Annotated in this window: 23 protein-coding genes; 16 read left to right on the top strand and 7 right to left on the bottom strand. The window is 36.3% G+C overall.

The annotated features are described in order from the left end of the window. Nucleotides 1–12: 12 nt before the first annotated feature. Entirely contained in the window at nucleotides 13–1,395 is a 1,383-nt protein-coding gene (glmM, locus tag K319_RS0107795; RefSeq protein WP_027383149.1) for a phosphoglucosamine mutase, read from the bottom strand. Nucleotides 1,396–1,466: 71 nt separating this feature from the next. Continuing rightward, complete coding sequence (locus K319_RS0107800; RefSeq protein WP_027383150.1) at nucleotides 1,467–2,465, bottom strand: DUF4421 family protein; 999 nt, start codon at nucleotides 2,463–2,465, stop codon at nucleotides 1,467–1,469. A gap of 130 nt (nucleotides 2,466–2,595) precedes the next feature. Here K319_RS0107800 and K319_RS0107805 point away from each other — a divergent pair, with 130 nt between their 5' ends. After that, the gene (locus tag K319_RS0107805; protein ID WP_027383151.1) at nucleotides 2,596–2,820 is read left to right on the top strand and encodes a DUF2683 family protein; all 225 of its coding nucleotides are present in this window, start codon (nucleotides 2,596–2,598) and stop codon (nucleotides 2,818–2,820) included. Further along, a complete protein-coding gene (locus tag K319_RS0107810) occupies nucleotides 2,808–3,098 on the top strand; it encodes a type II toxin-antitoxin system RelE/ParE family toxin (RefSeq protein WP_027383152.1) in 291 nt (96 codons plus the stop codon). The genes K319_RS0107805 and K319_RS0107810 overlap by 13 nt, the downstream gene beginning before the upstream one ends. Here K319_RS0107810 and K319_RS21905 read toward each other — a convergent pair. From K319_RS21905 to K319_RS0107835, 5 genes are all read right to left on the bottom strand, one after another. Continuing rightward, nucleotides 3,095–3,238 carry a FeoB-associated Cys-rich membrane protein gene (locus K319_RS21905; RefSeq protein ID WP_084403416.1) on the bottom strand — a complete coding sequence of 48 codons (144 nt, stop codon included), beginning with the start codon at nucleotides 3,236–3,238 and terminating at the stop codon, nucleotides 3,095–3,097. The two genes, K319_RS0107810 and K319_RS21905, sit on opposite strands and share 4 nt — an antisense overlap. A 7-nt stretch (nucleotides 3,239–3,245) precedes the next feature. Then, nucleotides 3,246–5,276: a ferrous iron transport protein B gene (gene feoB, locus K319_RS0107820; protein WP_027383153.1), complete on the bottom strand. Its 2,031-nt coding sequence runs from the start codon at nucleotides 5,274–5,276 to the stop codon at nucleotides 3,246–3,248. Then, nucleotides 5,273–5,527 carry a FeoA family protein gene (locus K319_RS0107825; RefSeq protein ID WP_027383154.1) on the bottom strand — a complete coding sequence of 85 codons (255 nt, stop codon included), beginning with the start codon at nucleotides 5,525–5,527 and terminating at the stop codon, nucleotides 5,273–5,275. Before K319_RS0107825 ends, feoB begins: the two co-directional genes overlap by 4 nt. 99 nt (nucleotides 5,528–5,626) lie before the next feature. Continuing rightward, nucleotides 5,627–6,526, bottom strand: a complete 900-nt coding sequence (locus tag K319_RS0107830) for a GLPGLI family protein (protein WP_051230520.1) — start codon at nucleotides 6,524–6,526, stop codon at nucleotides 5,627–5,629. Nucleotides 6,527–6,582: 56 nt separating this feature from the next. Beyond that, a complete protein-coding gene (locus tag K319_RS0107835) occupies nucleotides 6,583–7,335 on the bottom strand; it encodes a Rossmann-like and DUF2520 domain-containing protein (RefSeq protein WP_027383156.1) in 753 nt (250 codons plus the stop codon). A gap of 141 nt (nucleotides 7,336–7,476) precedes the next feature. Between K319_RS0107835 and K319_RS0107840 the strand changes: the two genes are divergently transcribed. The 14 genes from K319_RS0107840 (at nucleotide 7,477) to serS (ending at nucleotide 22,759) form a co-directional block, all read left to right on the top strand. Further along, nucleotides 7,477–8,034 (top strand): RNA polymerase sigma factor, encoded by a 558-nt coding sequence (locus K319_RS0107840; protein WP_027383157.1) that lies wholly within the window; start codon nucleotides 7,477–7,479, stop codon nucleotides 8,032–8,034. A 17-nt stretch (nucleotides 8,035–8,051) separates the two neighbouring features. Next, nucleotides 8,052–8,633: a hypothetical protein gene (locus K319_RS0107845; protein ID WP_027383158.1), complete on the top strand. Its 582-nt coding sequence runs from the start codon at nucleotides 8,052–8,054 to the stop codon at nucleotides 8,631–8,633. A gap of 19 nt (nucleotides 8,634–8,652) precedes the next feature. Then, nucleotides 8,653–9,264: a hypothetical protein gene (locus K319_RS0107850; protein ID WP_027383159.1), complete on the top strand. Its 612-nt coding sequence runs from the start codon at nucleotides 8,653–8,655 to the stop codon at nucleotides 9,262–9,264. 132 nt (nucleotides 9,265–9,396) lie between these two features. Next, nucleotides 9,397–11,538, top strand: coding sequence for a peptidylprolyl isomerase (locus K319_RS0107855; protein ID WP_027383160.1), 2,142 nt, complete (start codon nucleotides 9,397–9,399; stop codon nucleotides 11,536–11,538). A gap of 123 nt (nucleotides 11,539–11,661) precedes the next feature. After that, complete coding sequence (locus tag K319_RS0107860; RefSeq protein ID WP_027383161.1) at nucleotides 11,662–12,612, top strand: MlaD family protein; 951 nt, start codon at nucleotides 11,662–11,664, stop codon at nucleotides 12,610–12,612. A gap of 2 nt (nucleotides 12,613–12,614) precedes the next feature. Continuing rightward, nucleotides 12,615–13,934 (top strand): 4Fe-4S dicluster domain-containing protein, encoded by a 1,320-nt coding sequence (locus K319_RS0107865; RefSeq protein ID WP_027383162.1) that lies wholly within the window; start codon nucleotides 12,615–12,617, stop codon nucleotides 13,932–13,934. 79 nt (nucleotides 13,935–14,013) lie between these two features. Further along, entirely contained in the window at nucleotides 14,014–14,799 is a 786-nt protein-coding gene (locus K319_RS0107870; protein WP_027383163.1) for a (Fe-S)-binding protein, read from the top strand. Between the two features lie 24 nt (nucleotides 14,800–14,823). Further along, nucleotides 14,824–15,960: a hypothetical protein gene (locus tag K319_RS0107875; protein WP_027383164.1), complete on the top strand. Its 1,137-nt coding sequence runs from the start codon at nucleotides 14,824–14,826 to the stop codon at nucleotides 15,958–15,960. Nucleotides 15,961–15,983: 23 nt separating this feature from the next. Beyond that, nucleotides 15,984–16,472: a hypothetical protein gene (locus K319_RS0107880; protein WP_027383165.1), complete on the top strand. Its 489-nt coding sequence runs from the start codon at nucleotides 15,984–15,986 to the stop codon at nucleotides 16,470–16,472. 41 nt (nucleotides 16,473–16,513) lie between these two features. Beyond that, on the top strand, nucleotides 16,514–17,647 hold the full coding sequence (locus K319_RS0107885) for a glycosyltransferase (RefSeq protein ID WP_027383166.1): 1,134 nt from the start codon (nucleotides 16,514–16,516) through the stop codon (nucleotides 17,645–17,647). A 2-nt stretch (nucleotides 17,648–17,649) separates the two neighbouring features. Beyond that, nucleotides 17,650–18,912, top strand: a complete 1,263-nt coding sequence (locus K319_RS0107890) for an MATE family efflux transporter (RefSeq protein WP_034671524.1) — start codon at nucleotides 17,650–17,652, stop codon at nucleotides 18,910–18,912. 70 nt (nucleotides 18,913–18,982) lie between these two features. Further along, nucleotides 18,983–20,884 carry an asparagine synthase (glutamine-hydrolyzing) gene (gene asnB / locus K319_RS0107895; RefSeq protein ID WP_027383168.1) on the top strand — a complete coding sequence of 634 codons (1,902 nt, stop codon included), beginning with the start codon at nucleotides 18,983–18,985 and terminating at the stop codon, nucleotides 20,882–20,884. Between the two features lie 25 nt (nucleotides 20,885–20,909). Next, the gene (locus K319_RS0107900) at nucleotides 20,910–21,413 is read left to right on the top strand and encodes a hypothetical protein (RefSeq protein WP_027383169.1); all 504 of its coding nucleotides are present in this window, start codon (nucleotides 20,910–20,912) and stop codon (nucleotides 21,411–21,413) included. A 77-nt stretch (nucleotides 21,414–21,490) separates the two neighbouring features. Further along, nucleotides 21,491–22,759, top strand: coding sequence for a serine--tRNA ligase (serS, locus tag K319_RS0107905; protein WP_027383170.1), 1,269 nt, complete (start codon nucleotides 21,491–21,493; stop codon nucleotides 22,757–22,759). The last annotated feature ends 311 nt before the right edge of the window (nucleotides 22,760–23,070 follow it).

Consider the following 23,070-nt stretch of genomic DNA (forward strand, 5'->3'; position numbering starts at 1 on the left):
TGCTTCCTTAATTTATATCAAACTTCTGATTTTCGCAATCATATCGTCTCCAAGTTTATCCGCTTCTTCCTGAGAAAATGCTTCGGTATAAATCCTGATAATCGGTTCTGTATTGGATTTTCTGAGATGTACCCAATTTTCAGCAAAATCTATTTTCACACCATCGACTGTCGAAATGTCTTCATTTTTAAATTCATCCTGAACTTTGATTAAAAGCGCATCAACATCGATTTCCGGCGTTAATTCGATTTTCTTTTTACCCATAAAATAACTTGGGTAAGTGGCTCTCAGCTCAGAAACAGTTTTGTTTTCTTTGGCTAAATGAGTCAAGAATAATGCAATTCCAACCAAAGAATCTCTTCCATAATGAAGCTCCGGGTAGATGATCCCACCGTTTCCTTCACCACCGATTATGGCACTTTTTTCTTTCATTAAGGTCACAACATTCACTTCTCCAACAGCACTTGCAAAATATTCTGAATTATGTGTTTTAGCAACATCTCTCAACGCACGGCTTGAAGAAAGATTGGAAATGGCAGCCCCTTTTTTAAGTTTCAAAAGATAATCCGCAACGGCAACCAATGTGTATTCTTCTCCGAACATTTCGCCTTTTTCATCAATCAAAGCCAATCTGTCAACATCCGGATCAACCACGATTCCCATATCTGCTTTTTCTTTGATGACCAATTCGCAGATGTCGCCAAGATGTTCTTTCAAAGGTTCAGGATTATGAGGAAACTGACCGTTTGGTTCGCAGTAAAGCTTCACAACTTCAACGCCGAGTTTTTCCAACAAAGGAGGAATAGAAATCCCGCCCGTAGAATTTACGGCGTCAAGGACAACTTTGAATTTTTTAGCTTTTATCGCTTCAACGTCAACGGCTGATAAATCAAGAATTTGTTTGATGTGAATGTCAAAAGCATCATCTCTCGTTTCATATTTTCCTAAATCGTCAACTTCTGCGTAATCGAAATCTTCATTTTCTGCCAAAGCCAAAACTTCTGCACCATTTTCTCCGCTGATGAATTCGCCTTTCTCGTTCAATAACTTCAAAGCGTTCCATTGTTTCGGATTGTGAGAAGCTGTGAGGATGATTCCACCGTCGGCTTTCAGCTCAGGAACCATTATTTCAACAGTGGGAGTTGTAGAAAGACCTAAGTCGACAACGTTGATTCCCAAACCTTGCAATGTAGAAGCCACAAGAGAAGAGACCATCTGACCGGAGATTCTCGCATCGCGACCAATAACTAAGGTTAGATCTTTTTTATTTTTATTATTCTGAAGCCAAGTCCCGAATGCCGAAGCAAATTTCACAACATCCAGCGGTGTCAAGTTATCATTTACTTTTCCACCGATAGTTCCTCGGATTCCGGAGATTGATTTTATTAATGACATTTAATAAATTTTTAAGGTTTTTCCGAATGCAAATGTATTAAAAAGAAGTCGTTTTGATTTTTAAAATTTCATTAAAGCTCAGGTATTTTATCCTGAATTTTTTCATAGTCCCTTTTTACTTTTGAAGGAGCGTTTAACCTATAACCGAAAAATAAAAGAACATAGAAATTATTATTGATAATATTAGAACCATTATCATCATAATGACTGCCAGAATAATTGAATTTGGAACCGAAGAAGACCTTCTCAGAATTATAGCCTAAATGAAGACCGGCACCGAAACTCTGAGTGAAAAAATTTTGTTTTTCTTTTTCGTCTTTTGTGATGTCAGCTTTGTAGCTGCTCCATTTTTTTCCTAATCCTGCAAAGACAAATGGGGCAATATTGAAATGCTTTGTAACAACATAATTATAATGATAACCAACATCAAAACTCAGATCCAATTGATGTTCTCTGGATTTTATGGAATTCAGATTGTTGGAAAAAAGAACATATTCATAATTAAGAGACGATACAAAACTTCCACTGCTCGCTTCCTGCCATTCTTTTTGATAATAAATTCCTTTGAGCGAAAAATTCTTATTGAAAATATAGGAAGTTGATCCTCCAAAACTCTGAATCCTCAAATCTGGAAAAGTCAAATAAGGATCTTTGCCTTTTTGCCAATTGTTTACGAAGTCCCGAGTATTGCTGATATAATAACCTTTGCTGTTTTTATAAGAGAGTGTTTGGATAATATTTTTTGGAAAGAACCTGAAAGTGTAATTAGTAAAACTGCTTTTTCCCTTTAGGTCGTTATTATTCCCTTGCAGAAAATTCGGGGCGAAAGAAATCGCCACACTGATGATTTTATAATCAAGTCCAAAAGTGGTATTGATTTTATTATTGAGATTTAGTCTTGGTTTTATATCTAATCCCTTGGAAGAAATGACATAATTATCAATGTTTGTATCGAAATTAAGGCGAAGAATAATTTTGTCATCGTAGGAAATAACTTTATTATTGATGCTGTCATTCTGTGCAAATGTAAAAATGCAAAAGTTGAGGAGAATAGTAATAAGAATCCGCATTTATGGGTTTTAATTCTCGAAATTAGTGACTTTTTTTATATTGAATAATACAAATGGAGTTTGATTTGGAAAATTAAGAATTCGAAAAAATATAATTGATAATTATTTATAACTTTGTAAAAAGCAAATTATGAACGCCTTTATCATACATCCTGCAAATCAAGAAGAAGCAAGCTTATTGGAAAGTCTTTTGAAGAGAATGAAATTCTCATTTGAAAAAGTGTCTGAAGAAAAAATAGCTGTTTCTCCAGAAGAAATTCAATCTATCAATAGGGGAATTGATGAAGCTAACGAAAACAAACTTGCCAACAGTTCTGATGTTCATAAAAAAGCAAGAGCATTATGTTCGAAATAAAATGGACTCCCGAAGCAGAAAAGTTATATTTTGAAACATTAGAATATTGGATTGATCATAATGAGTCTAATTCTTACTCTCTGAAAATTATTGCTGAAGTTGAGAGGAAAGAAAAATTGTTAGCAGATAATCCATTGATTGGAGCAGTAATAATCGGAGCAAAGGATGAAGTTAGACGAGTTTTAGTTCTGGAAAATTTCTCACTTCATTACAGAATTAATAAAACAACAATTGAAATTGTTTCTTTTTGGGCGAATAAGAAAGATTTAAAAATCTAAGAACATCCGCAATCCGGACCACAATTTTTTCCATCATTTTTTTTAGAAAAAGTTTTTGTAAGCTTTCTGACAATCGCATAGATGGCGGTTAAAACGACAAGCCCGATAATTACATATTGTAAGGTTAATGAATTGTCCACTTTAAATTTACTTTAAAATTTGATAAATAATCAAAGCCGAAAAGTATGCCAAAAATGTCATTGACACAGTTTGGAGCATGGTCCATTTCAGACTTCGGGTTTCTCTGTAAACAACAGCAATTGTTGATATACACTGCATGGCAAAAGCATAGAAAAGTAAAATCGAAACACCGGTTGCAAAGCTGAAGACTTTGTCGCCGTTCGGTTTGATGTCCAGTCTCATTTTCTCAATCAATTTTCCTTCGGGTGCTTCATCATCCAAACTATAAAGTGTTGATAATGTTCCAACGAAAACTTCTCTCGCTGCAAAACTTGTCAGAATTCCGATGCCCATTTTCCAGTCGTAGCCAAGTGGTGCAATCGCAGGTTCCATCGTTCTTCCAATTCTTCCAAGATAGGAATGGTCAAGTGAAGATTCTGTTGCCAGAATCTCATCCTTATGTTGTGGCGGACCAAAATAGCTCAAAGCCCAAAGGATGATACTCACCGTAAAAATCACTTTTCCAGCACCGGAAATGAATTCCCAAACCTTTCCTAAAACCAATTTGAAATCATATCCGAACAAAGGCATCTTGTAAGTTGGTAGATCCATTACCAAAAAACTTTTGATTTTGGTTTTGATGAAACTTTTCAAAATAAATGATGAAAATAAAGCCATCAGAAATCCAATCAGATACATTATCATCAATGCAATCGCCCTGTATTTAATGCCGTAAAAATTGTCGTCAGGAATGATCAATCCGATAATGATGCTGTAAATCGGAAGTCTCGCAGAACACGTCATAAAAGGCGTTACAAGAATCGTGATCAATCTTTCCTTGACGTTTTCGATGTTTCTCGTGGACATTATTGCAGGAATCGCACAAGCTGTCCCGGAAACCAATGGAACAATACTTTTTCCATTCAATCCGAAAGGTCTTAGCATCCTGTCCATCAGGAAAACCACTCTCGCCATATATCCGGAATCTTCCAATAAATAAAGGAAATATAAAAGAATCCCGATTTGTGGTGCAAAAACCAAAATCCCGCCAATCCCCGGAATAATTCCACTGGAAACCAAAGAATTAATTGGGCCTTCTGGAAGGTTCTTTCCCGAAAACTCTGATAACCAGGTGAAGAAATCCTCAATCCACGTCATCGGATATTCTGCAAGGAAGAACACACTTTGAAAAATTAATAACAGAATTAATAAGAAAACGACATAACCCCAAACTTTATGAACTAAAACCCTGTCCAATTTTTCAGTCAATAATTCTTTTAACTGAGGTTTTTTTTCTGTGATTTCGGAGGTTATTTTGTCAATATTCTGATATCGCCTTACGGTTTCCGTAATTTGTAAACGTTTTGGTACACTGCATTTTGAGTCTTCCTGAGTGATGATTTCGTGGATGTTCTCAATTTTTCCAAGATAAGTATCGGCTGCTAAAAGTGTCCAGATCTTATAGAGATTCTTTTCTGAGGTATTAGACGAAATCCTGTAAACCAAAGATTTTTGTTCCAATGGAATTTCGAAAGAATTAGTTTCAGAAATTTTGAACTCATTATTGAAAACTGCTTCCCGGACCGTTTCTATCCCAACATTATTTTTAGCATTGGTTTCAAAAACAGGAATGTTCAGAATCTGTGAAAGCTTGGAAATATCAATTTTAATTCCTCGTTTTTCGGCCTCATCCACTTGATTGACCACCAAAATCACAGGAATTCCCAGATCCTGGATCTGTTGGAAAAGAAGCAAGCTTCTTCTCATATTGATCGCATCGGCAATGTAAACAATACCGGAATAATCTTCCTGGATCAAATATCGCGAGAAAATAGCCTCATCCTCGGATGTTGGATAAATGCTGTAAGAACCGGGCAGATCGATAACCTCTATCTCCTCATTTTTGTAAATATAATTCCCGGAGTGGCTGGCAACGGTTACGCCTGCATAGTTTCCGGTCTTTTGTTTCCTGTTACAAAGAATATTGAAAAGTGTGGATTTCCCGACGTTGGGATTTCCTACCAATAGAATTTGTTTTTGCTTTTTGTCCTGCATCATTCCGAAAATTCTACCTTAATAAATCTTGCTTCTGCTTCTCTCAGTGCGATTCTGGTTTTATCCGAGCCATATTCGATGTAAAGCGGGCCGCCGAAAGGAGCCTGATAAAGAACTCTGAAAGTGGTTTCCGGAAGCAGTCCCATCTCGATGATTTTTGTTGGCATCTGAAGGTTTTCATTATCATAACCAAGAATTTTCCCGATTTTGTTTTTCGGAAAACAACAGAGTTTATCGATGTGTTTTGTTTGCAAGACTAAAATTTTTGGACTACAAAGATAGCTTATTTTAAATAAATCTAAATAAGATGTTTGTCACAAAAAAACCGGAAAATTAAGTTTCCGGTTATATATTTATTTTTTCTTTTTGTCTGCGACTGGTACAACTTCTATTGGGTTGTCATTTGCATTGAAGAAATCTTTTGCGATTTTTTCCTGATTTTTCATCATTTCACCAATGGTGACATCACTTCCTGGCATTTTCATCGTCAACATATTTTGAGGGACTTGGGCACGCCATTCTGCCATTGGGTCTTGTTTGTAAGCGGCGTAAGCTTTATCGAACTTATCTTTCGGAATTATTTTCTTATCATTACTTATCATTCCGGATTGTGCCTGTAGTTCTTCTACATAAGAAAATTCCTTCCAGTTTTTTACCGTTTTGTTTCCGGATAACAACCAGGAATAGTTTTTGCCTTCGTCCTCAATTTTCACAATTAAGCCTGGCAAACCGTAGAATTTGTAAGGCCCGTCCTGAAAAGGAATATCAGTCGAGAACCAGGCCGTCCATTTTCTTCCGCCAAATTCTGTTGTTGCTTTTTGAGTATTATATTCTCCGATTTTTTCTTTGTCAGGAAGGATTTTCCAATCGAATTTTATAGTTTCTTCGTAAGCGAAAAGATTTTTGCTGATTCTGTCAACATATTGCTCTTTCATATCAGGATACATTTTATATATCTTAAAAGCGAATTTTGGCATTTTTATCGTTTTCGAAAGGTCTTTCCAGGCTTTTGTTTTTTGCATTTCTTCCACAGCCATTTTTATGATGGAATCCTGTGCTGTGATCGTGAAATCCTGATAGATTGATTTGTCTTTTACAATATCAAGTGTAGCCATTACCTTATCGATTTTTGCCGAATCTTTTTTCGGTTTGAAGCTTAATTCATAAAAGAAACGGTTGGCCGTTTCCTGCGCAGAAACCATTAATCCTAATAATAGCAAAGGAAGAATGACTAATTTTTTAAGAGATTTCATAATTTCTATATTTTCTGTTTTCAAATAATTAGTGTAATATTCTCAAAAATGTTACACTATTTATGATACATTTTTTTAATCGACTCATTCATGAGTTGATAGATTTTCAAATGTTCGTCGTTATTAATGAGCTCTTCGTGGAGTTTTAAAATTCTTTCATCGCCTCTCACAGCAGGACCGGTTTGTGCAGATTTAGGTTCTAAGTGATGAATTTTCTCCACAGTTTCATCAATTAATGGGATGAAATAATCGAAAGGTAAATCTTGAGAATCTGAAATCTCTTTTGCTCTCGCAAACAGATGATTAACAAAATTACATGCGAAAACGGCTGTCAGATGAATGTATTTTCTTTTCTCATAATCCGAGGTTTCAACATTCTCAGAAATGATCGAAGCTAATTCAAATAATGATTTTTCATCAATCTGATTTTCAGCTTCTATGAAAAGCGGAATTTTGGAATAATTGAGATTTTTGGTTTTGGAAAAAGTCTGCAAAGGATAGAAACTTGCTTTTCTATAATTACCTTTCAAAATTCCCATTGGAAGCGAACCGGAAGTATGAGCAACTAATGCATTTTCTTTTTTAATTAAACTTGAAACTTGTTCAACCGAAGAGTCTGAAACAGAAATCAAATAAAAATCGGCATCTTCCAATTTATCTGTCGAAAAGGGAATATTGAACTCTTCAGAGATTTTTCTTGATTCAATTTCATTTCTCCCGTAAATCTGATGAACCCGGATATTATTTTGAGTAAAAGCTTTTGCTAAATGATAAGCGACATTTCCCGAACCAATAATGACTATTTTCATATAACAAAGATAAAATTTTGTAAGATAGGTATGATTTTTAATAATCATTAATATGACAGGTTCAAATATGTTTTTCAAAGAAAATTGAAAAAATAATTTAACTTTGGTCTTATTTTTTAATCAAAACTACGAAACCCCTGAATGAAGCTAAAGGATGAGGAGATTGTAAAGCTTTTATCTGCACCTCAAACTGTGGAAAAAGGTTTGCGTGCGATGATGGATACCTATCAGAGCCGGCTTTATTGGCATATCAGGCGACTGATCGTGGACCATGACCTCGCTCAGGATGTTTTGCAGGATACATTTATCAAGGCTTATCAGAATATTCACCAGTTCAAGAGTGATAGCAAATTGTACACTTGGCTCTACAGAATTGCAACCAACGAATCTTTGCAGCAACTCAACAAAATGAACCGGATGAAAAAAACAGACGAAGATGCTGAATATCATATGCAGAATCTAGTCGCTGATAATGCCGGAAAAGATGCGGAAGAAATCCAGATTCTTTTACAAAAAGCAATTCAGATATTGCCGGAAAAGCAGAAGCTGGTTTTCAATATGCGTTATTATGATGATTTGCCTTACGAGGAGATTTCGAAGATTCTCGATATGTCTGTCGGAACTTTGAAGACCAATTATCATTATGCAAAAGATAAGGTTGAACAATATATAAAGGACAATTACTCGGAAGAGTTTTAAATAATAAGAGAATAGTTATGAAAATTGATATAGAAAAACTGAACAGGAAAACACCTTATCCGGAGCTTTCGGATGAGTTTTTCAGAACGCTTCAGGATAGTGTGATCTCGAAAACAATTGGAGAAAGGAGCCCGGTTGTTCAGAAAGAAGCAAAAGTTTTCTCTTTGAATTTCAAATGGGTTGCTGCGGCGGCAATCGTTCTGATTGCCGGTATTACTGCGTTTTTGGGACTTAATGATAACCCTGAGATGCAAATGGCTCAGCAAAAACCAATCGTTGATAGTGTTTACGAAATCCATTCTACAGAACAAGAATCCACAAATGCATTAGCTGACAACAAAGATGTTTCAGGTCCAATCCGGTCTGTTGAACATAAGGTGGGGCATTTGAAAACACATAGAGCTATCGCTAATTTGTCGAAGTCTGATGATCGTAGAAACGATAGTTTTGATAATACGGATAGACAGGACTATGCTGTGGAAACGAAAAGAAAGTCTGAGTCTGAGGTTGAAAAGGTTCTCGTAGCTTTTACACCGGACCAGATCAAGGATATCGACAGGAATAGTGAACAGGATGTCTATCTTGACCTTTATAATTAATAACAAAATATTTAGAGAGATGAAAAAATTGTTATTGACTATTTTGATTGCAGGACTATTTTCTGCACACACTGCCAGAGGACAAGAACGTAGGACGGGAACTCCAACCACAACCACAACACAAAGAAGTAGCCCAAGTTCATCTTTCAGAAGTGGTTCAACCACGTCGTCATTGTCACCTTCGGGAACTTATCAGAGACAAACGACCATTCCCAGAGCTTCCGAATGGAAAACAATGAACATCGATGAAAAAAGGACGGCGGTAAGTAATATGTCTGTGAAGGAACGTTCTGCTTTTTTTCAAAAAATGAAAGAGAATATAGCTATTGATGACCTTGATATCCCAGCAGACAAACAAGATGAGTTCAAAAGCCTTTTTGCAGAGTATCAGAGTAATCAGAAACAAATAAAGGAAAAATTCAATTCCGATAAGAATTTTGATAAATTATCTGATGATGAGGCAACCAATCGTCTCAACCAAAGCTTTGATATTGGTCAGCAATTGCTTAATAACAGAAGGACCTATGCAGATAAGTTTTTAAAGATCCTTACACCGCAACAAGTTTTGAAACTTTTCCAAAACGAAGGGAAAATGCGAGAAAAAATACTGGATAAGAAAAACGATAAATAGATCAAAGAAACCTCTAAATTTTAGAGGTTTTTTTTATTTTATCAAGCACATTTACAAATGTATCCAAATTATTTTTCCTATTCTCTTAAAAATATGTATTTTCGCAAACTGATTATAAACACATAATATAAAATGGCAATTTTAGGCGAAATTAGAAAAAGGTCGTGGCTATTATTAGGCGTCATAGCTTTAGGATTAGTATCATTTCTTTTTAATGCTGACACCTTTGACAAGATGTTTTCAAAAAATCCGAATGTTTTCGGAAAGGTAAATGGTGATGATATTACGAGAGATGAGTTCAATGACCAACTTTTCATAATGCAGCAACAGGCCCAGCAACAAGGGCAACCAACCAAAGGTCTTGAGGAACAGGCTTGGCAAATCCTTGTACAGTCAAAATTGATAAAACAACAGTTTGACAAAATGGGACTGAAGCTTACGGACGAGATATTCTGGAGCCAGCTTCAGTATGATCCGATTTTCGCTCAAAGTCAGCAATACTTTGATGAAAAAGGAAATTTCAAACTTCTGCAACTTAAATCAGAAATAGAGGCTTCTCAGGCCTCAAACCCTGAAAATTATTCCTACTGGCTAAAAAACAAAAAAGCAATCGAGTACAGAATGATGGCAAGAATGCTTTTCGGCAACTTGACCTCCGGCATAACTACCAGCAAAAAAGAAGCTGAGTTGATGATGAAGTTCCGTGATGATATGGCCAATATCGATTTCGTGAAAGTTGATTATCTTGAGTTTTCTAAAAAGAATAATGTAAAGGTTACAACCCAAGATCTCGCAGACTATATCAAGCAGCATCCAACAAGATTTAAGGCTACGGCCAGCAGAAACTTAGCATATGCTTATTTTCCTGCAACACCTAGTCCTCAAGATGATGCTGCAACGCTTAATGAAATCAACAAACTTTTCCTTAAAGGAACAGATGCTTCTGGTGGAACGGAAAACTTCCAGAATACAAAGAATGACTCAATGTTCGTGGAACTTAATTCTGATGTCCCTTTCATTCCTCAATATGTAAGCCCTACACAATTGCCAGCAGAACTTAAGGATAAAATTGCTACAGCAGCTATCGGACAAACTTTTGGACCTTACAAGGAGCAAAGCCTGTATGTGGTATCAAAATTATTAGATAAAAAAGCATCTGATTCTACACAATCAAAACACATCTTGATTGGATATAAAGGTGCAGAACGTTCTACGGCAACAAGAACAAAAGATGCGGCTAAAAAAACTGCTGATAGTTTATTAGCAGTTATTAAGGCTGACCCGTCTAAATTTGCTGAAGGATTGAAACTATCTGATGAACCAAACGCTGTTGAAAGGAATGGTAGCGTGGGTTGGACAACTCCAAGTTCTCCATTCGCTCCAGGATATCTAAAATTCTTGGCTGATAACCCTAAAGGAACAACAGGTCTTGCTGAAACATCTTTTGGTTATCACATCATTAATATAGAAGATAAGAAGTCTGGTTCTATGGCTTATAAAATTGCGCACCTTGCAAAAGCTATCAAAGCTTCTGATAAGACGGAAAACCAAGTTTTGACCCAAGCTACAAGATTTATCCAACAGACTGAAGGAAAAAGTTTTAATCAATTCAAAAGCTTAGCTGAGAAAAATAAATACAGATTCGACAATCCTAAAACTGTAGGCCGTTTCCAGGGAACGCTTCCTGGTCTTAATACTGATAAAGATTCTGATGTGATTGCTTGGGCTTTCGATAAGAAAAGAAATGTTGGGGATACAGACATCTTTACCGTAGAGGGAACTGGTGACAGAATCGTAGCCTATGTTGTAGGAAAACAGGACGAAGGTCTTGCCGATCCGGAAACCGTAAGAGATCAGATCGAACCTGTTGTGAAGAATAAAGTTCTTGCTAAGAAGATCATCGAAAAGATCAATGCGGGAAAATATACATCTCTTGATCAGGTGGCTAAAGCTTTTGGCACTACAAAAGGAAATGCAGATGTTAACTTATTCAATCCTGCTGTAAATGGAGCAATGGAACCGAAAGTTGCCGGAGCTGCATTTGGAGTGGCTGCAAACAAATTATCACAGCCAATCGAAGGGATGACAGGTGTTTATCTGGTGGTTAAAAAATCTGTTAAGACCAACAAACAGCCAGGAGATATTAAGCAGATCACGGAGTCTATCAATCAGCAGAATTCTCAACAGTTTACAGGCGCATTCCTGAAGAGTCTTCAAGACAATGCCGATATCAAAGATTTTAGAATCGAGGTTTGGGACAAGACAGCTCAATAATGGATTCAATAATATATCAAAATAAGCAGAAGCGGCATGATTGTCGCTTCTGTTGTTTTTTATTTTATAATAATTATAGATCCAATATTCTTATATTTGCTAATTAGTAAAACCAACAAAAACGTGAAGTTAAGTAAAGAATTAAAAACAGGATTGATCGCAATATTTGCCATTATCAGTTTTGTCGTGCTTTATCAATTTATGAAAGGGAAAAGCCTTTTTACAACGGATAATATTTTTTATGTAAAGTATGATAACGTAGAAGGCCTTTCTGTTTCCAATCCCGTTTCTATAAACGGATTAAAAGTTGGACAAGTAGATGAAATAAAACCAATAGCCAAAAGTGGGAAATTACATTTTGTCGTGAAATTGACAGTCGATGATAATTTTGAATTCTCAAGGAATTCTACCGTAGAGATCTTCGAACCGGGATTGATGTCTGGAAAAGAGATCAAGATCAATCTGTTTTACGGAGGAGATACGGCGAAAGACGGCGATACTTTAAAAGGGAATTATCAATTATCAATGCTGAATTCATTGTCCTCCCAAGTAAAACCCGTAAAAGATCAGTTGTCCGGTGTTTTGTTGAAGTTAGATTCAACCTTGGCGAGCACTAATAAAATTGTTGACGAGCAGAACAGAAGGGAGATCAAATTATTGCTGGGCAATCTCAACAAAACGATTGAGTCCTTCAAGGCGACCTCCGATAGAACGAACGGTATTTTGGCAAGTAACGAAAAAGGTCTGCACGAAGTGGTTGTAAGTGCCAATCAGGCAATGATAACGGCAAATAAAACTTTGGATAAATACGGCTCTGTTGCTGAGCGTGTGGATATTGAGAAATTGAATGGGACGATCGATCAGTTCAATCAGACAGCTAATAAACTGAATAACGTTATTTCCGGCATACAAAACGGCGAAGGTTCTCTTGGTAAATTGGCAAAAGATGAAGAGCTTTACAACAATCTAACAAAGACTTCTAATAACCTTAATGAGTTGGTGGTAGATTTCAAGGCCAACCCAAAAAGATATTTGAACTTCTCTGTTTTTGGAAAAAACTCTGATAAAAAATAACTATGCAATATATTGACAATGTAATTTTTTTAATTCTTTTGGTGGCAGGCTTTGGATTATTTGCCAAAAGTCTGAAAGAATTATATCGCAATATCAAATTAGGTAGAGAGATCAACCGAACTGACAGAAGATCGGAACGTTGGGCAATCATGACCAGGGTTGCACTTGGACAGAGTAAAATGGTAAAGCGTCCTATTGCGGGTATTCTGCACATTTTTGTATATGTCGGATTTGTGATTATCAATATAGAATTATTGGAGATCATTATTGACGGGATTTTCGGGACACACCGTTTTTTACAAAGCATTCTGGGGGATTCGGTTTATTCCTTTTTTACAGGGGCCTTAGAAGTTTTAGCGGCCTTGGTCGTATTGGCAGTTGTCGTATTTTTTATCAGAAGAAATTTTTATGGTGTCAAGAGATTGACGATGAAAGAACTGTTCGGCTGGCCAAAACAAGATGCCAATTGGATCCTGATCATCGAATTTTCTTTGATGGTCGCTTTCTTCACGATGAACGGGGCAGATTATTATTCTGATTCAGCTCGTTTTGGTTCTAATTTCCCCATTTCAAAATATTTGTTTCCTTTCTTTCAGAATTTCAGTCTGGAAACACTTCATATCATAGAAAAATCAGCTTGGTGGTTTCACTTTGTCGGGATTTTGTTCTTTATGAATTATCTGTATTATTCCAAACATCTTCATATCATTTTAGCCTTTCCGAATACATGGTTTGCGAATCTTGAGAAAAAAGGTAAATTCAACAATTTGGATTCTGTGACGAAAGAGATCAAGTTGATGATGGACCCGAATGCCGACCCTTATGCGGCTCCCGCTGAAGGTGAGACAGAAGTTCCTGCGAAGTTTGGTGCAGAGGATATCTTTGACCTCAATCAGCATCAGCTAATGAGTGCCTATTCTTGTACAGAATGCGGAAGATGTACTTCTGTCTGCCCGGCAAATATCACGGGAAAAAAATTATCTCCAAGACTGATCATGATGAAGACCAGAGATCGTCTGGAAGAAGTCGGTAAAAATCTTAATAAAAATGGAGGCAAGTTTGTAGATGACGGAAAAAAATTATTGAACGATTATATTACCAAAGAAGAACTTTGGGCGTGTACCACCTGTAATGCTTGTGTAGAAGCTTGTCCGGTTTTAATTGACCCGCTATCAATTATTTTTGAAATGAGAAGATTCCTGGTAATGGAACAGTCCGCAGCACCTACCGAATTGAATCTGATGATGACCAATGTCGAGAACAATGCTGCACCCTGGCAATATAACCAGGCTGATCGTTTGAACTGGGCAAATGATAATTAATTTAACAATGTAAAAAATGTAACAATGTAACAAAGATTGATAAATTGTTCCACTGTTATATTGGTAAATTGAAACTAATATGGATTTCACTATAAAAACAATGGCGGAATATGCAATGGAAGGCAAATCTCCCGAAGTTCTCTTTTGGGTAGGTTGTGCCGGAAGTTTTGACGATCGTGCGAAAAAGATCACACGTGCATTCTGCAAAATCCTTAATAAGATCAATGTAGAATTCGCTGTTCTGGGACAAGAGGAATCTTGTACCGGCGATCCTGCAAAACGTGCCGGGAATGAGTTCGTTTTTCAAATGATGGCCTTGACCAATATTGAGGTGCTGAATGCTTACGAGGTCAAAAAGATAGTAACGGCCTGTCCACATTGTTTCAACACGTTGAAAAATGAATATCCGAGTTTAGGTGGGAATTATGAAGTCTTACATCATACGCAATTCCTAAAACAATTGATGCAGGAAGGAAGACTGAAAATAGAAGGGGGAAGTTTCAAAGGAAAAAAGATCACATTCCATGACCCATGCTACCTCGGGAGAGCAAATGATGAATATGAAGCACCAAGAATGTTGTTGGAAAAATTGGATGCTGAATTGGTAGAAATGAAACGTTGCAAGACGAACGGCTTATGCTGTGGAGCAGGAGGTGCCCAGATGTTCAAGGAGCCGGAAAAAGGGAATAAGGACATTAACATAGAAAGAACAGAAGAAGCACTTTCGTTCGAACCGAAAGTGATTGCGACAGGTTGCCCTTTCTGTAATACGATGATGACAGATGGCGTGAAACATTTTAATAAAAATACAGAAGTAGAAGTTAAAGATATTGTAGAACTTTTGGCAGAAGCTGAAGATCTATAATTAAACTAATATCTCTGATTGTCCATGGAAAACAAATGGAAGCTTTCCGTATTATTTTTATTACCGATTTTAGTTGCCCTCACTTATTGGAATTACCATAACAGGGTTTATGATTGGGATATGCCGGGTTACATCGGCTCCATATATACGTTGGGTCATCCTGATTCTCAAGACAAAGTCAGAGAGCTCACTTTTTCATCAATAAAAAAAGAAGCACCAGCTGACCATTATGCTGATCTGATAGGAACAGATCCTAAGGATGTATCCAGGCAATATTTTGAAAAAAGCACACAGGCTTTTTCTGAGCAACTTCCTTATTATAACATAAAAGTTGGATATAATCTAGTAATTAGATTTTTATACAAAATTGGATTTACGGCACCAATGTCAGTCCTTTTCTTAAGCCTTATATCTTATTTTTTTTCGGGGATTCTCCTGTTTTATATATTCAAAATCATCTTTCCGGATAATTATTTGATTGCTTTTTTTGCAACTATTGGGATCTTACTATTGCCACCTGTAACAGAAATGTCCAGAATATCGACACCGGATATGTTTATTCTTGTGTTTTTGTTGATTTTTATGATTGCACTTATCCAACAATGGAAAAAGTGGATCATGTTTATAGTGCTTTTCTTGATAACTTTTATCAGACCAGATTATATTACTTTTACGATTACCTATCTTATCACGGCTTGGAGCTGCAAATTTATGATTGATAAAAAAATCGATTTAAGTTATTTTCTACAGGCTGCAGTCCTCATCATATTATATTTTTTCATAATCAAATTTTACGATTTTCCTGGCTGGAAGAGCCTTTTCTATGATACCTTTATTTACAGGCGACCTATTATTTCGGCTCAGCCAGCAAGTTTTACTTTACAGGATTATGCTGTGATCCTTTTTGAAAGAATAATAAATTTTAAAAAGATAACATTAATTGCAATTGGTAGTTTGGGACTGATATTTTATTTGTCAAAAGATAAATGGATAAGGATCTATTCACTTTTTATTTTCATTAATATTTATATCAAATTTGTTTTTTTTCCGCAATCCGCTACACTTAGATTTTTCTTCGGATTCATTATTTTACTTTTAATAATACTTTCATTTGCTTTGAGCAAAAAATACAATGGTTTCCGACTCGGGAAAAATCCGTAATTTTATATTTTAAATTACTGAAAATGAAAATAGAGGAATCCAGTTTTGTAGAAACAAACGATTATCGCGTTATTATATATCCCGCATCCAGACCTTTTACGGCGAAAGAAAGTAAAGTTATCGCAGAAAAATTATATGATTTCTTAGGCGATTGGGCGGCACACGGAAAAGAATTGTCTTCTTCTTTCAAAATCGAAAAAAATCAATTCATTATCATTTGTGTTGACGAGGAAAAAGAAGCGGCTTCCGGTTGTAGTATAGATGCACTTGGGAAGATCATGAGGGAATTGGACACTGAGTTTGATCTGGGATTGTTTGACAGAATGAAAGCCAGCTATGTAGAAAACGGAGAAGTTAAAACCTTGAAGCTGGCGGACTTCAAAAGTAAGATCAGAAGTGGAGAATTATCAAAAGACATCGAGGTCTTTGATTTTTCCAAAAATACTTACCTGGATTTTCTCAGTCATTTTTTACAACCTTTTGCAAGAAGCTGGGCTTCATCTATAGCTTAGTTTTCTATTAATTCCAGATTCAATAATTTCAAGATCGCACTTTGAAAATACTTTTCCTGACCACGGCTCACAAATATGATGATGATCGGATTTTTTTTCATCAGGCAACGGAACTTGTGAAACGTGGTTTTGATGTGAAAATTTGTAGCCTTTGTTCAGAATTTACAGGAGTTATTGACCATATTCAAATCGAGTCATATTCAATACTAAACCAAAGTTCGGGACAAAAAACAGAAACTTTTCTGAAAGTTTGTAAAGATTATCAGCCGGATTCCATTATCTGTTCGGAACCGATTGCGGTAATTGCAGCTCACAAATTCAAGAAAAATAAAAAGGTAAGTCTTGTTTACGATATTACAGAGTGGTATCCTGCGATGACGATGCTTCAGGATTATAATTTTCCGATGAAATTGATTCATGGGGTCAAGTTTTTTCTGATACAGCTATATGCCGGTTTTCTAAGTACAGACTTTATTTTTGGGGAAGAGACCAAAAAATTTCCACTGGCTTATTTTTTTCCTTTCAAAAAGAAGCTCATTTTGCCATATTATCCGGATCAGAAATTCGTTGTTGAGAATATAAGAACGCTCGAAAATAATAAAATTACACTTTGTTATACAGGTGCACTTTCTGAGGATAAGGGAATTGGCAATTTTTTCAAAGCTGTCGAGATTCTTGCAAAAAGACGACCAGGATTGATCATTAAGATCCTGATCATAGGCTCTGCGAGAACAGGAAAGGATCAGGTCTATTTCGATGGCCAGGTCGGAAAATTATCAATCAAAAATATAGAGATTCGAAAACCGACATCATTTGAAGATTTTACAAAGGCTTTTTCGGATACCGATATTTGTTTTGACCTGAGGGAATTTAATTTCGAGAATCATCATTCCCTTCCTATAAAACTGTTTTATTATATGGGCGCAGGAAAACCGGTTATTTACTCCGATTTGAAGGGAATCCGAAAGCATATGGATATCTCAGATTTCGGCTTCTTAGTCGATCCAAAAGATTCAGGATACATTGTCGATTGCATAGAAAAGTATCTTGATGAACCTGGACTTTATGATCAACAAGCAAAAACTGCCAGGAGAGAATTCGTGCAAAAATATAATTGGGATATCATTAGTGATTCTTTCGTTAACTTTATAGACCATTCATTACCAAAAAGCTAAAAATGAAGCAGCTCAAAGTTGTTCAGACTTTCATTTCCCGGTTTTTGATATTGATACTAAGTTTCGGCTTGGTCATCTTTTCTACCAATATCTGGGGAAGCGAGGGAAAAGGAACAATTTCGATTGTCATTGCAAATGTTGCCATTGTAAGTTTTTTCAGTAGTATTTTTTCCGGCAGCAGCACATCATATTTTGCCCACAGATTCAAGATGGAACAGGTATTGGTCTATTCCTATATATGGTCATTACTGGTAGGTGTGGCAATTCCTTTGGTCTTTGCCTTGTCTTCTATTCAGGGTTCGTATTTATATTATCTTATTGGTATTTCTGTGTTCTCATCGCTGCTTACGACCAATATAAGTCTGTTCATAGGCACTCAGAATATCAAGATGTTCAACCTTTATACGGTTTTACAACAGCTGATGCACGTTTTGTTCATAGTCGTATTGATTTATTTTGTAAAACTAAAAGACGTTTCTGTTTATTTTCTTGCTCAGATTTTATGTCTGATATTATTGTTTTTATTGAGTTTTTATCAGATCATAAGAAAATGTAAAATCAGAGATTTTAAGTTCTCAAAAACAGTATTCATCGATATGTTCGAATACGGTTGGAAAACACAATTGAGCGCATTTGTCCAATTCCTGAATTACAGACTTTCATTTTACTTTTTAGAATATTTTGAGGGAATTGCCGCGGTTGGTATTTTTTCCATAGGAATTACTTTCTCCGAAGCGATCTGGACAATCACCCGAAGCATTGCAGTGGTTCTTTATTCTGATGTTGTCAACTCTAAAAGCAAAGAAGAATCTATCATCAAAACCAAATCTTCGCTCAAACTTTCTTTCACATTGATGCTTGTCTTTCTTATCGGAATTATCATTATTCCGGCACAAGTGTATGTTTTGATCTTCGGAAATGAATTTAGCGAGACCAAAAAAATTATGCTTCTTCTCTCTCCAGGGATCTTTGCAATAGCAATAAGTGATATGGTCGGCTATTATTTTTCTGCGATCAAGCAGCTTAAGATCTTGAATGTTAAATCAATTATAGGCTTACTTATAACAGTAATTCTTTCTTACTTCGCTATCCCACGATGGGGGATTTGGGGCGCATGTTTTGTAACAACTGCTTCTTATTTGGTTTCAGGATCAATATTGTTTTGGAAATTCTATCAGAACACGGATTTCAAGATTCGGGATTATTTGATAACGAAAGATGAAATTACTAATCTGTTGCAAACTTTTTCCAGGAAAAAATACTAATATTCCTATTCAGGAGTTCTTAGAAATAGAAATCAAAAACTTATTTTTACGAATCGAAAAATATTAAGACATGTGCGGGATCTGTGGTTATTATTTATCAAAGAAAGGAATTTCCTCTAAGAATATTTTGGAGATGAATAATGCGATCCGGCATCGTGGTCCGGATGATGAAGGATTTTGGCTTTCGGATGGACAGGAAGGGCAGTCTTTTTCTGGAGAGAGTTCTACACAACAAGTCAAAAAAATCTTTCCTGTTCTACCTGATTCAGAGACTAATATTGCATTAGGATTTCGTAGGCTTTCTATTTTGGATCTTTCGGAAAAAGGCCATCAGCCGATGCTCTCTGACAATGAAAGGATTACAATTACATTCAACGGGGAGATCTATAATTTCAAAACATTAAGGAAGGAATTAGAAGATTTGGGGCATCATTTCAAAAGCCATTCTGATACAGAAGTTATTTTAAGGTCTTACGAAGAATGGGGAACGGATATGCTTCCTAAATTTGACGGGATGTTTGCCATAGCCTTGGTCGATTTGGATAAAAAAAAATTACTTCTGGCAAGGGACAGGGTAGGAATGAAACCTCTGTTCTATTATGAAAAAGAAAACGAATTGATCTGGGCATCAGAAATAAAAGCACTTTTGAAGAATGAGTGCATCACTCCGGAAATCAATTGGCAAGGCGTTTACAGTAACTTTCTTTTTCAGACGACATTGGCTCCGGAAACTTGTTTCCAGAATATCTATTCTTTGGAACCTGCAACTTTTTTGATCTTTGATATGAATGATTTTTCATCATCAAAAGAAAAGTATTGGCACTTTCCAACTAAAAAAGCGGGTAACATAACAGAACAAGAAGCAATCACCGAGATTGATAGACTGCTTTCGGAAAGTGTGGAAAAACAGCTTTTTGCAGACGTTCCCGTGACAAGCATGATGAGTGGTGGGATAGATTCTACCCTGATCACGGCAAAATCAAAACCATACAAAGAAGATATCAACGCCTTTACGATTGCGTATCAATTTTCAGAAAATGAAGTGAAGAATGCTTCTCTGATGGCTGAGAAAATTGAAATTCCTCATCATATAAAAAACGTTACAGATGAAGAAGTTTTGGATCAATTAAAAGAAAACATCCAACATTTCGAGGAGCCATACAGCAGTCTGGAAGTTCTGATGAATGCGGCCGAATATGCAAAAGATCTAGGATTCAAAGTTGTCTTGAGTGGAAATGGAGCTGATGAACTTTTTGCGGGATATTCCCACTCTTTGAAACTCGATAAGTGGAAGTCTATGAGAAAGTTCAATTTCATCCGCCATTTTATTTTCACGGACGACAACTTTTCCAAAAAGGTCAAAAATTATTTTTCTCAAGACAGTATGCTGGATTTTTTCAGGCAAAGTCAGGTTGGGATGAAACCTTTCGAGGCAAAAAGTGTTTTTAAGAAGGAGATCTTTAATAAGATCAATTCAGATTTAAACGATAAAAAATTATCAGAAACACAAGATTATGAAGGCCTTTATGAGTATGATATGAAGTACTCTCTCTCGTCACATCATGTTTTCCGCGATGATCTGAGCGCGATGAAATATGGTGTAGAATTCCGTTATCCTTATCTTAGTAATGACCTGATCAATTATGTATCAACATTGCCGGAAAGCTTAAGGTATAATGGTGTTCAGAATAAACCGCTTCTAAGAAAAGTGGCGGAAAAATATGTACATACGGAGATCTTGAAAATGCCAAAACGTGGTTTCTCTTTTCCGCTTTCACATTTCATCAAAACAGAACCAAAGGTTAGAGATTTTATCTTAGAAAATCTGGATAGCCTGAAAAAGAGAGGTTTTTTTGATTCGAAAATCATTAATGATTGGTGGCATAACCAGAATAATGAATACGATTGTGTGAAGATCTGGCAACTTGTGACATTCGAACTTTGGTATCAGAAATATTTTGAAAACCGATAACGTATTTTTATTTTACCTTTGTGTTATGAAGAAATATTTTCTTACAATCACACTTGTCTTGCTTACATTGGTCTGTTGCCGCGGAGATGAAGAAGATATCCAGACAATCGACCAGGTTCTGAATCTTTATATCCATAATTCTGCCGGTCAAGATATGTTGAATTCTAAGATCGATGGTTCCTACACTTCTGTTAATTTGGTTGATCTTTTAGATGAAACGGCCCTTAAGCCTATTACAGGATATAGCTTGATAAAAGATGCGGACACTGTTACTTATCTGGATTACCCAGCCGGAGCAGTTAGACTTTTGCAGGATTCCATAAGCCCGGAAGAGAAAATATATTACTCCAATTTTATAATTCAGCTTGTGACTACTAAGAATTCAGTTACAACTACAGACCCTGACACGATCAGGATAGAATACAAATGGACACCTTCTCTTTTCCAACTGTCAAAACTCTGGTATAATGAAGAACTGAAGTTCACAAAAGTTCAAGGACAGAGAAATGTGGTCAAAATCGTGAAATAAAATCATTAAATTTGCAAACGTCAGAGAATTGAAATTGATTTTCTGATTACGAAATACTATCAACCAACAACCAAACTATGTTACAGGTTAATTTTTTGCGCGAGAACAAAGAGCGCGTTTTGGAAGGCTTGAAGAAAAGAAACTTCAAGGAATTAGATTTGGTCGATGCAGCAATCAACGCTGACGACGAAAGAAAAAGATTACAGTTTGAGCTGGACTCACAACTTTCCGAAATGAACAGGATCTCCAAGGAAATAGGAATTCTGATGAAAGAGGGAAAAAAAGAGGAAGCAGAAGCTGCAAAATCCCAAACGTCGCAATACAAAGAATCCAGCAAAGAATTACAATCTCAACTGAACGAAGCTGAGAAGAACTTGATCAATATTCTTTACCAACTTCCGAATATTCCTAATGAAAAAGTGGTTGCCGGCGTTTCTGCTGATGACAACGAGATCATTTATGAATCTACAACGGTAGAAGGTCTTGGGGAAGGCGCGATCCCGCACTGGGAATTGGCAAAAAAATATAACCTGATCGATTTTGAATTAGGAGTAAAAATTGCCGGAGCAGGGTTTCCTGTTTATTTTGGGAAAGGCGCAAGATTACAAAGAGCTTTGGTTCAATATTTCCTTGATAAAAATACAGAGGCTGGTTATCTTGAAGTGAACCCACCTCACGTTGTGAATGAGGCTTCTGGTTATGGAACCGGACAATTGCCTGATAAAGAAGGACAAATGTACTATGTCGGGGCAGATGATCTGTATCTGATCCCAACAGCTGAAGTTCCGGTTACGAATCTCTATCGTGATGTTTTGTTGGATGAAAAAGATTTGCCAATCAAGAATACAGCATTTTCCCAGTGTTATAGAAGAGAAGCAGGAAGTTACGGTGCGCACGTAAGAGGTTTGAACAGGCTTCACCAATTCGAAAAAGTAGAGATTGTAAGAATCGAAAAACCGGAAAATTCTTACGCTGTTTTAGAAGAAATGGTAGAACATATCAAGTCTATTTTGGAAGATCTGGAATTACCATACAGGATACTGAGACTTTGCGGCGGAGATACAGGTTTTGCATCGGCAATGACTTACGACTTCGAGGTTTGGAGTGCAGCGCAGGAGAAATGGCTGGAAGTAAGTTCTGTTTCCAACTTCGAAACGTTCCAGGCTAACCGTCTGAAATGCCGTTATAAAGGCGACGGAAAAACGCAATTGGTTCACACCCTGAACGGCTCTGCAATGGCCTTACCAAGAATTATGGCCGCGCTTTTGGAAAATAATCAAACGCCTGAAGGCATCAGATTGCCAAAGAAAATTGCAGAATATGCAAGATTTGAATTGATCAATTAATTCAGGTTTAATATAAATACGAAGTCGCAAATTTTACTTTGCGACTTTTTTATTTCATTTTTCAAACATGATCTTTTGTCATTCCGGAGGAAACATTACAAAATGGTTCGACGAAGTCAATCTTACAATAATACTGATTTTAAAATAGCGTTGCGAATGATTTCAAGATGTTCCAGCGGAGCAACCTGTTAATAGAAAATGTTGACAAAAAGAAATTGCGTGCCGTAGGTACGCTACTGGATTTATTAATCTCTTGCTGAGCAAAACGTCTTTGCAAACCTTAAATATTTTCAATAAGGGAAAAGAATCTT

It is taken from the genome of Epilithonimonas caeni DSM 17710 (assembly GCF_000426465.1).
GTDB classification, from domain to species: domain Bacteria; phylum Bacteroidota; class Bacteroidia; order Flavobacteriales; family Weeksellaceae; genus Epilithonimonas; species Epilithonimonas caeni.